Origin of the sequence: Zoogloea ramigera (assembly GCF_006539865.1) — a bacterium.
GTDB classification, from domain to species: Bacteria; Pseudomonadota; Gammaproteobacteria; order Burkholderiales; family Rhodocyclaceae; genus Zoogloea; species Zoogloea ramigera.
Window position 1 is genome coordinate 1 of record NZ_BJNV01000108.1, and the last position, 8,978, is coordinate 8,978.

At 59.7% G+C, this 8,978-nt stretch carries 10 protein-coding genes and 1 pseudogene; 10 read left to right on the forward strand and 1 reads right to left on the reverse strand.

Translation table 11 applies throughout. The features are described from left to right. The 9 genes and pseudogenes from ZRA01_RS19010 to ZRA01_RS19055 all read left to right on the forward strand — a co-directional run. Positions 1–958: type VI secretion system Vgr family protein (locus ZRA01_RS19010; RefSeq protein WP_141354953.1), on the forward strand; the 958-nt coding region annotated here is incomplete at its 5' end. Beyond that, entirely contained in the window at positions 948–1,457 is a 510-nt protein-coding gene (locus tag ZRA01_RS19015) for a DUF6484 domain-containing protein (RefSeq protein WP_141354954.1), read from the forward strand. The genes ZRA01_RS19010 and ZRA01_RS19015, both read left to right, overlap by 11 nt. Position 1,458: 1 nt before the next feature. Further along, complete coding sequence (locus tag ZRA01_RS19020; protein WP_141354955.1) at positions 1,459–2,553, forward strand: DUF2169 family type VI secretion system accessory protein; 1,095 nt, start codon at positions 1,459–1,461, stop codon at positions 2,551–2,553. Then, complete coding sequence (locus tag ZRA01_RS19025; RefSeq protein ID WP_141354956.1) at positions 2,550–3,578, forward strand: hypothetical protein; 1,029 nt, start codon at positions 2,550–2,552, stop codon at positions 3,576–3,578. The genes ZRA01_RS19020 and ZRA01_RS19025 overlap by 4 nt, the downstream gene beginning before the upstream one ends. Before the next feature lie 16 nt (positions 3,579–3,594). After that, positions 3,595–3,984 carry a DUF4150 domain-containing protein gene (locus tag ZRA01_RS19030; protein WP_141354957.1) on the forward strand — a complete coding sequence of 130 codons (390 nt, stop codon included), beginning with the start codon at positions 3,595–3,597 and terminating at the stop codon, positions 3,982–3,984. 23 nt (positions 3,985–4,007) lie between these two features. After that, positions 4,008–5,141 carry an HNH/endonuclease VII fold toxin-2 domain-containing protein gene (locus tag ZRA01_RS19035; protein WP_141354958.1) on the forward strand — a complete coding sequence of 378 codons (1,134 nt, stop codon included), beginning with the start codon at positions 4,008–4,010 and terminating at the stop codon, positions 5,139–5,141. A gap of 19 nt (positions 5,142–5,160) precedes the next feature. Next, positions 5,161–6,171: a WD40/YVTN/BNR-like repeat-containing protein gene (locus ZRA01_RS19040; protein WP_141354959.1), complete on the forward strand. Its 1,011-nt coding sequence runs from the start codon at positions 5,161–5,163 to the stop codon at positions 6,169–6,171. Positions 6,172–6,292: 121 nt separating this feature from the next. Further along, positions 6,293–6,737: pseudogene (locus ZRA01_RS21185) on the forward strand (transposase); the annotation flags it as partial. Between the two features lie 135 nt (positions 6,738–6,872). Beyond that, entirely contained in the window at positions 6,873–8,147 is a 1,275-nt protein-coding gene (locus tag ZRA01_RS19055) for a hypothetical protein (RefSeq protein ID WP_141354962.1), read from the forward strand. Here ZRA01_RS19055 and ZRA01_RS21190 read toward each other — a convergent pair. Next, a complete protein-coding gene (locus tag ZRA01_RS21190) occupies positions 8,120–8,335 on the reverse strand; it encodes a hypothetical protein (protein WP_246093764.1) in 216 nt (71 codons plus the stop codon). The two genes, ZRA01_RS19055 and ZRA01_RS21190, sit on opposite strands and share 28 nt — an antisense overlap. Between ZRA01_RS21190 and ZRA01_RS21420 the strand changes: the two genes are divergently transcribed. Further along, entirely contained in the window at positions 8,255–8,539 is a 285-nt protein-coding gene (locus tag ZRA01_RS21420) for a hypothetical protein (protein WP_371859323.1), read from the forward strand. The two genes, ZRA01_RS21190 and ZRA01_RS21420, sit on opposite strands and share 81 nt — an antisense overlap. Positions 8,540–8,978 lie beyond the last annotated feature (439 nt).

Below are 8,978 nucleotides of genomic sequence, written 5' to 3' on the forward strand. Positions count from 1 at the left end.
AAAGGTGCAGTTCCACTGGGACCGCTACGGCCAGAAAGACGAAAACAGCTCATGCTGGATCCGCGTCTCGCACCCGTGGGCCGGCCAGAACTGGGGCATGATCGCCATCCCGCGGATCGGCCAGGAGGTCATCGTCGAGTTCCTCGAGGGTGACCCGGACCGGCCGATCATCACCGGGCGGGTGTACAACGCCGACCAGATGCCGCCCTACGCGCTGCCGGCCAACATGACCCAGACCGGCATCAAGACCCGCTCCAGCAAGGGCGGCGGCGTGGGCAACTTCAACGAAATCCGCTTCGAGGACAAGAAGGGCGCCGAGCAGCTCTACGTCCACGCCGAGAAAAACCAGGACAACGTCGTCGAAAACGACGCCAGCCTGTCGGTCGGCCACGACCGCACAAAAACCATCGACCACGACGAAACCACCCACGTCAAACACAACCGCACCGAGATGGTGGACAACAACGAGACGATCACCATCGGCAATAACCGGCAGGAGAGCGTGGGTGTCAATGAAACCATCACAATCGGTGCCAACCGCAGCGTCACCGTAGGTGCGAACAAGAGCGAGACGGTGGCGATCGCCAAGATGGAAACCATCGGTGCTGCCAAGGCCCTCAGCATCGGCGGCGCCTATGCCGTGACTGTAGGTGCGGCGATGAACACTGCGGTTGGGCTCGCTCAGGCAGAGGAGGTGGGTCTCGGCAAATCGATCAAGGTGGGTAACAGCAGCTCCGAGAGTGCCGGTGACGATATCACCAAGGATGCCGGCAAGAACTTCGTCATCACCGCGGGCGACTCCATATCGCTCACCGTAGGCAAGAGCACGTTGGTGATGAAGAAGGACGGCACGATCACGCTGAACGGAAACGACCTGACCATAGGCATGAGCGGTGAAATTGCAGCCAAAGCAGATGGCAACATCACATTGAAGGGGGCGAAAATCCTTGAAAACTGAGCATCGTTCCGTCGTCTCATCGCAGGTGAGTTCCCCCCTTCAGGATCTGCTGAGACGCCCCGCGACCGCATTGCCGGCAAGAGCCGATGGGATTGCCATAGGGCAGCTCGAGGCCGTGGATCCTGATGGGCTTGCCCGCGTGGGTATCAGCGCTTTCGGGCTGTCCGGTGTTGTTGCGCGTAGTCTTGTTGCGCTCCCCCCCGAGCGTATCGGGGAGGCGGTTGCGCTTGGGTTTGAAGGTGCTGACCCTCAACGGCCCATTGTGCTCGGCTTCATGCTGAACGCCGTGACCCGGAGCAACCCCGATCCAGTTTCATGCGCCATTCGAAACGAGGATGGCCGTCTCGTCATCGAAGCCGACAACGGGGTTGAGTTGCGTTGCGGTGAGGCGTGCATTTCGATTGATGCCGACGGGCATGTCCAGATCCGCGGTGCATACGTCACCAGTCATGCCAGTGCCAGCCAGCGTATTCGCGGTGGGTCGGTGCAGATCAACTGAAATGGAAGTCCTCTGCAGCGCCAAGCATCTTGCGGTCGGAGTCAGTTCGGCTCTGGACCGGGAGGGGCGCGAGCACTTGGTTGTTGTTGCCAAAGCCAGTTGGCGCATTCCAGATCCGGGGCAGCGCCCGCGGCCGCTTCGGCCTCAGCCCTTGTCGTATCGGGATGTGTTTCTGGGCGAGCCGGGAGAGTCCCCGATGTTGTACGGAGATGATTTTGCGCGTTTCAAGCCGCGCTGTGATGTGTTGTTTTCTGCGTGCGCACGATCGCCGGGCGGCCAACCAGTGCAATCGCTACGGGCCGGCGTTCAGGTGGGTGCGATGATCAAGCAGATCCGGGTTCACGGGCCGCGGCGCTGGCTTCCCGAGGAGGGGCGCATGCGCATCGGTGAGGCGCAGCCCTTTACCGTCCTGCCGCTTCATTACGGTGCAGCTTTCGGCGGACGTTCCTTTTATCGACAGGATGGTGAAAGTGGTGTCGAGACCTTTCTTGAAAATCCAGTTGGTGTAGGCTGGATCGGCAAACGCAGCGAGGGGCATGTCTCTGGCAGCTTCGCGCCCAGTCTTGAAGCTCCTGATGAGCCGGTAACCCGCCCTGATGGTGCATATCGCCCCGTCGCACTGTCTGCCATCGGGCGCCATTGGCCGCAGCGCCTGGCTTATGCCGGCACTTACGATGAAGCCTGGCGGCGGGACGTTTTTCCGTTTTTGCCCGAAGACTTTGACGACCGGTTCAATCAGTGCGCTCCGGCAGATCAGCAACTCGATTACCCACGGGGAGGTGAGCCCGTCCGTTTGGTGAATCTGCTTGAAGGGGTCCCGGATCTCCAGTTTCAACTACCACCTCTGGCGGGTTTGTCTGTGCAGGTGTTGCGCACGGATCACAGCACCGAGGCGCTTGGCTCCGTCGTCGATACCCTTTACTTTGAAACCGAGGCACAGAGGTTCAGCGCCGTGTGGCGGGCAAGTACGCCGATTCGGCGTCGTATCCAGGAGTTCGATTTAATTGCGGTCGGCCCTGTCGACCCCGCGTGGTGGAACGCCAAAATATTGGGTCTGGACGCCAGTTGCGGTGGGTGCGGAGGCGCTTCGGCATGAGCGCTCCGGGTGTCGGCGCCCTGCGTGTCATCTCCAGTGGCTTGTGCTGCTCCGTGGGCTACACCGCGGATGCGGCGAGCTGTGCGTTGCGTGCGGGGATGGACCACTTCCAGGAAAGTGATTTCGTTGCCGACGGCAGTGAGCGCCTGCGAGTGGCCCGCCTGCCCAGCGCGACCCTCTGGGGGGGCGAGCGCCTCGCTCTGTGGGTGCGCCAGGCCGTGGCTGATTGCCTCGGTGGTGTGAAGGCTTTTGAGACGGCAGACACCGCGCTGTGTCTGTTGACCCTCGAGCGGGAGCGCCCTCATGGGGACGATCGCACCCAGTTCGCCACGGCCCAGGCGGCACAACGAGTCCTTGGGCATACTTTCAGCGCTGACTCACGCGTGTTCACCGCCGGTCGGGCCGGGCTCGGGCACGCCTTGCTGCGCATCCGGCATCTGATCGATCAAGGCCACGTCCGGCGCGTGCTGCTGGTAGGGGTGGACAGCTATCTCAACGCTGCCACGATCAATCATTACCTCGCCCAGGAGCGTCTGCTCACCACCATGAACCGGGACGGATTTCTGCCGGGCGAGGCTGCTGCTGCGGTGTTGCTCGAAGCCGCAGCCCCTGATGCGCCGGGTTTCGTCATCAGGGGGGTTGGCCGGGATCGTGCCGACGGACGGCCCGACGGCAGCACGCCCAGCCGTGGGCGTGCCCTGACGCGGGCGATGCGCGCGGCACTGGCCGCTGCCCAGCTCAAGCCGGACGACCTGGATTTCCGGCTCAGCGACCAGAACGGTGAGAGTTTTTTTGCCCGCGAAGCCGCCAATGCGCTCACTCGGCTTGGTGTTGCACCGCCAACGCTGACCACCGCCGATTGCGTCGGCGAAGTGGGCGCTGCGACCGGACCCCTGATGCTCGCCTGGCTTCAAAGGCTCATGCCCCGGGAGGATGGCCCCGGTGCCCGGGGCCTCATCCACCTGGCGAACGATGACGGCGAACGAAGTGCGATCGTCGTAAGTTATCAACCGGTGACGGCGTAATACCAGGAGCCTGAAGATGAAAACCCATGTCTATGCCAACGACAGCGAGTTCTGCTCCCAGGCTGCCGATGGTGTCTCTCCGGCGGCCTTTCCCGACCCGTGCTGGAGCCCGCCGGGCCCACCCGCGGGGCCTGTCGTCATCCCCTACCCGAATACAGCGTTCGCGAAGGATCTGAAAAAGGGCAGCACCACGGTCTTCATCTGCGGCAAGCCCCTGGCAAAGAAGGACGCCTCCTTCCTCGCCAACAGTGTTGGTAACGAGCCCGCCACCCGGAGCTTCCCGATGGGGGTCTCCTCGCACACAATCAAGGGGAAGGCCTATTTTGTCGACTGGTCGCCGGATGTGAAGGTCGAGGGGCTCAATGTGTGCAGGCACATGGATCCGATGACGCATAACCATAGCTGAGCCGGCACGCGAGGGTCACGATCATGGGTTCCAATACGGCTGCGAACTACTATATTGATACGTCGGTGGTTAAATCCGCTTGTAAGGACGATTTTGAAAAGATAGACAAAGCCTGCAAGCCCGAAGAGGAAAAATCAGACAAGAAAAAGTATCCTGCGCTAAGAAAGATTCTGGGTGAAAAGCGGGTTGCGAAACTTGATGGCATGGCGGAAAAAGTAAAGAAAGAGCACGGTCATCAATCCAGTGACAAGAATGCCTGGATGGCATCGCACTGCGATGGTTTGTGGGTCAAGCCTAACGCCAAGAATGCTGCCGAGGAGATTTCTGAATTCAATCAGATGTTGAGCGAAATGTCGGATGACCTAGGAGCCGCTTTGTCGGAGAAAATTCTGCCCATTGTTAAAGAGGCGACGACTGACGCGATCATGGAAAAAATGATAGGCACGGGCGTCGAAGCACTGGCAAAAAAAGGATTGGCAAAATTTGTTCCAGTTCTTGGTTGGGGCTTGACCGCGCTCGATGCGGTTGATGCAGCGCTAGCGGTTAAGGACATCAAGTCGATTGTCAGTGTTTTTGAAGAGGCTCAAAATGAACTGAAATCACTGGGCGATAACATGCAAAACAAGACGCCTACAGACATCATGGCAAATGGAATGGGTGTCCTGTCCAGAATAAATCCATGCACCAGGGCCCGGCGGTGTTTGCTTGTGCCTTATAAGAACACGATAAACCCGCTCAGTATGAAAGGCGAAGGGTGTTGTCCTGGACAGACGGGGCACCACGTTATTCCAGATGAGGCGGCACGCGCTTGCGATGACTATAGCTATAATGGTGCGCCGACAATGTGTGTGGAGGGGACGAATGGTGGAAACGGCACACACGGCAAGGCGCATGATGCACTTCTTGAGCGGGTGGAAAATTTCAAGAATGGGAATGTATTTTCAGGTCCCAGAGAAAACACATCCTACGAGAAAATGAGAGACATGGGGATTGGTGGTGTTCAAGAAACATTCCCCGAATCAAAGTGTGATGAAAAATGTCTCGGCGCTCAGTTGGATGCTTATTACAAGACTAAATGCAACAAGGCCATGCCGTTGGCGGCAGGGAAGAGGGCGCCTAAACATACAACATATACTCCGATGCCTGGGCTTTTGTAGGCGCGTATTGAGGTTAAAGATGATATCGAAAGAAGATTTCAAGAAGATATTTTCTGGTTTTCAAATAAAGGATGTTGCTGTAAGAGGGTGCGATGCGTTTTATTTCTTGATTCGCAATATTGAGCAAGGCGTCAAGGTGAGCGCTATTTCTGAAAGTGATGTGGATAAGAGGTGGGTTGGGTTTGCTCCTAAATTATTGAGTAATAATTTAGGATTTACAGAATTTGAGGGGTATGCAGTACTCTGTCTGGGGGCGTCGCATTTTCCGGAGTTAAAAGGAATTTGTATTTCAAGTGAAGGAAAAGTATTCGTGTCTGGTGGTGGGAAAAAAGACCGCGAGGAAATTCCGATAGCGAAAGAGGGGCCGCGCAGGGGGGCGATTCGTCGAACCAGAATGATTCAAGGCATGGCCTATGCAGTCGGAGCGGGGCATTCCGTCTGCCGGCGGCGAGGGCCAAAGGATTGGGAGTCGCTCTGCTTGAACCTACCTCTTGGGACTCCCGCTGAGCATGATGATGTCAAAAAATCCGAGGATATGGCTTTCAAGGACATCGATGGATTCAGCCACGAAGATCTCTATCTGGTCGCGGGTCGTGGTGTTGTCTGGCACGGTAACGGCAAAGCCTGGCGACGCATCCCCTTTCCATCGAATATGTTGCTGGAGTCGGTGTGCTGTGCGGGGGATGGGTATGTGTACATCGGTGCGCAGTCAGGTACGCTGTTTCGCGGTCGCGCGGATCACTGGGAGATGATTCACCGGGGTGACATGAGCCTGCCGTTCAAAGACATCGTCTGGCATGCCGACCGGTTGTGGTGCACCAGCGATTATGGCCTTTGGACAGTTGGCCAAAACAAGCTAAAAGCTGTCGAGGATCTACCATCCGAAATCAAGGTGTGTGCCGGCAATCTGAGTGCCGCCGACGGCGTGATGTTGATGGGCGGTGCACATGGCGCAGCTTTCCATGATGGGCAGAAATGGCGGCTGATTTTTAACCAGTACCAGATGGAGAAAAGCCTTGAGCAAAGTTAGCTCCGGCGTCAGCGCTGATTGTCTGGGAATGCATCAGCGTGAGGGTGCCTCGAAAAATCTCACTCTACCCGCAACTGGATAAGAATCTTTTTTGACCTGAACTCCTTCAACATCTGCCCCGATGAAGCCGCGCAGCGCCGTCAAGACCGCTCTGTTCGCTGACGAACACTGCCGCAAGAAGATCCATGCCCTGGGTGATCCGCTTGCCGAGATCGAGTCGTATGTCGACTTTGTCGCGCTGGCCGGTGAGGTGGGTCTGATTGTGCCGTGCCCGGTCAGAGCCCAAGCGGCCGGCTCGCCATACCGGCCGAGATGATGGTGCGTATCCTGGTCCTGAAGCAGCTATTCAACTTGCCGGACGAGCAGATGGTGTTCCGGTTGCTCCACCCGGTGCGCTACAAACCCCCCGATCGCACCACGGTTTAGACCTCCGGGAGCCGTATTGGTGAAGTGGCCGCGATGGCGTGTCGGCGCAACTGCTCAAAAGGGGCTTCATCGCACGCGGTGGTCAGATCATCGACGCGACCTCAGTGCAGGCGGAGCCCAGGCAGCACAGCAGCCGGGGTCTGACGCGGCCAATTTATTCCCAGTAGGCTGCAATCAAGGCGCTTTTGATGATGGTGAATAATGCCAAATGATCTTTGTCGTCACGACGTGAAGCAGGTGCTCAAACGCCAGCATTATTGGCAGCAGGATTCGACATGACCTCGCCCATCATTGCCCCGCTCGTAGCCCGTCACGCCGGTGACGCAGCTTTTTATTGGTCGCGCCACGATGACAGTGTCCATTCGCCACTGATCGGCTTGATCGAACTCATCGAGTTCGACCGGCTTCTCGAAGCGCATCTCGACGGCCTGCGGGTGGCGGGTGAGGCGGGGTGGGCGATTGCCTTGTCCAGCTTGCAGCGCTGGCGCAGTAGCGGTGAGGCCTTCGTCTGCGCCTTGCTTGCGCTTGAGGCTCCGAATGCCGGTGAGCGTCTGAGGGTGGTGTGGGGCCTTGTCGAGGCGGACCCGGCACGAATGCTGCGGGGCTTGATCAGTGCGCTGGCGTGGGTGACGCCAGAGGAGCGGCAGACCTGGGTCGCCCGCTGGCGTGTCGAGGGGAGTCCCCCGGCCTTGCAGGTGGTGGCGTGGCGAGCCTCACGGCTTGGCCTTGACGATGAGAGGGAAGGGCTTCGGGGGCATCTTCAGACTGCGCTGGGCTCGTGCCATGCTCCGGTGCGGGCCGCTGCATGCCGACTCGCGGGTGAGCTGCGCGAGTATGAACGGCTGCTGCCCATGCTCTCGGATGCCGATGAAGCCGTGCGCGCGGAGGCGGCCATTGCGCAGGCTCCGAGCAATACCCTGATTTCTGCCTCGGCGCTCTGGCAATGTGTCATGCAGCAGCTCCAGGTTTCGGCGAGCCTTACCGGGCGCCCCCGGCGTGATGCGGAACACCGGCTTGGCCGCTGGGTGCGCCAGCTTGGCCCGATTGTTCCGTTGGGGCATCCCGGCGTAGCTCAGCTCCTTCAGCAACTTCCCGTTCGCCTTGGCCTTTACTTCGTTCTTCACCATGGTGACGGCGCGCTGTTGCCCTGGGTCGCACGCCAGGCGGATCATCCAGATGCTGCTCGGCTTGCTGGTTGGGTCTGGGCTGCGCTGACGGGCGTTGATCCGGAACTGGCCGGCCTGGCGCTCCCGCCGACACGGCTTGATGACGGTCAGGTTACGCGTCTGACCGACGATCTCGACCCAGGCCTGCCGGATATCGATGCAGCAGCCTTGCAGGCGGCTGCCGTGCCCCCGCGGACGGAGCAGCCGTGCCTCTGGGGAGGCGAGTTGAACCGGGAGCGGCTGCTCGATGTGCTCCGCAATGGGCCCCAGGCCCTGCGCTGGATTGCCGCGCAGCGTCTGCGTCTCGCGGGCGGTCCTTGGTTTGACTGCCGCGCCCCGGCCCGGGCTCAACTGCTTCAGCTTGCTCGTTTGGCGGCAGCATGATTCTGGATCCTTGGGATGACGCTGCAGAGCTTTCCCGGCGACTGATCCTTCCGGGCAGTCAGTTGTTGCTCGTTATCGGCGCTGAAGCGTGGTGCGCGAGGTGCCGATTGCTTCGCCCGGAGTTCGACGCCCTGGCCCGAAATACGGAAGACGAAAGAATTTGCTTGTGGCTGGATGTCGAGGACCATGCTGCATTCCTGGACACGTATCTTCCAGACGATCTGCCAGAGCTGCTTGTTTACCGGGATGGTTGCTGTACATACCGGGGTGCAGTCTCAGGGCATCATGGTGCTTTGTCGGCATTGATTGCAGATGTCTGTGACTCAGGCGGCTCGGCCGATGATCCCGGGATCTTTGGGCGGCTCCTGGCGGTTGATTGGGCTCGAGCCTAGATCACGTGGGTTTATCGCAAGAATTGACGCAGGGCGGAGGCTGCCATGATCCCGTTGACGGAGCGGGGGCCCAAGCCGGCGACTACCCGGTGGTTGGGGTCGGAGCGGTCAGGCGCTGGTGGCACCGCGCCGCGCCCTGGACGACCAGCAGATCGACGACCATGGAGGAGGCGAGCCCGCGGTGCTGGCCGGACTGCCCTGGCGCGGCGGTTTCAACTCAAACCATTCCACTCCGATAAGCGCGGGCAGCTCGCCATCCCATCGATTTGGCGCAGCGCTGCCTCATCCAGGCGTGGGTGAAGCAGGCGCCTGCAACTCTCCTCCAGTTCCCCGCGGGGGCCTGAGCGCTTGGGCTATGATGCAATAAGAACGCACCGAAGGCGGAGGCTGCCATGATCCCGTTGAAAGTCGCCAGGCTGGTGAAGCTTGTCACGCCGTT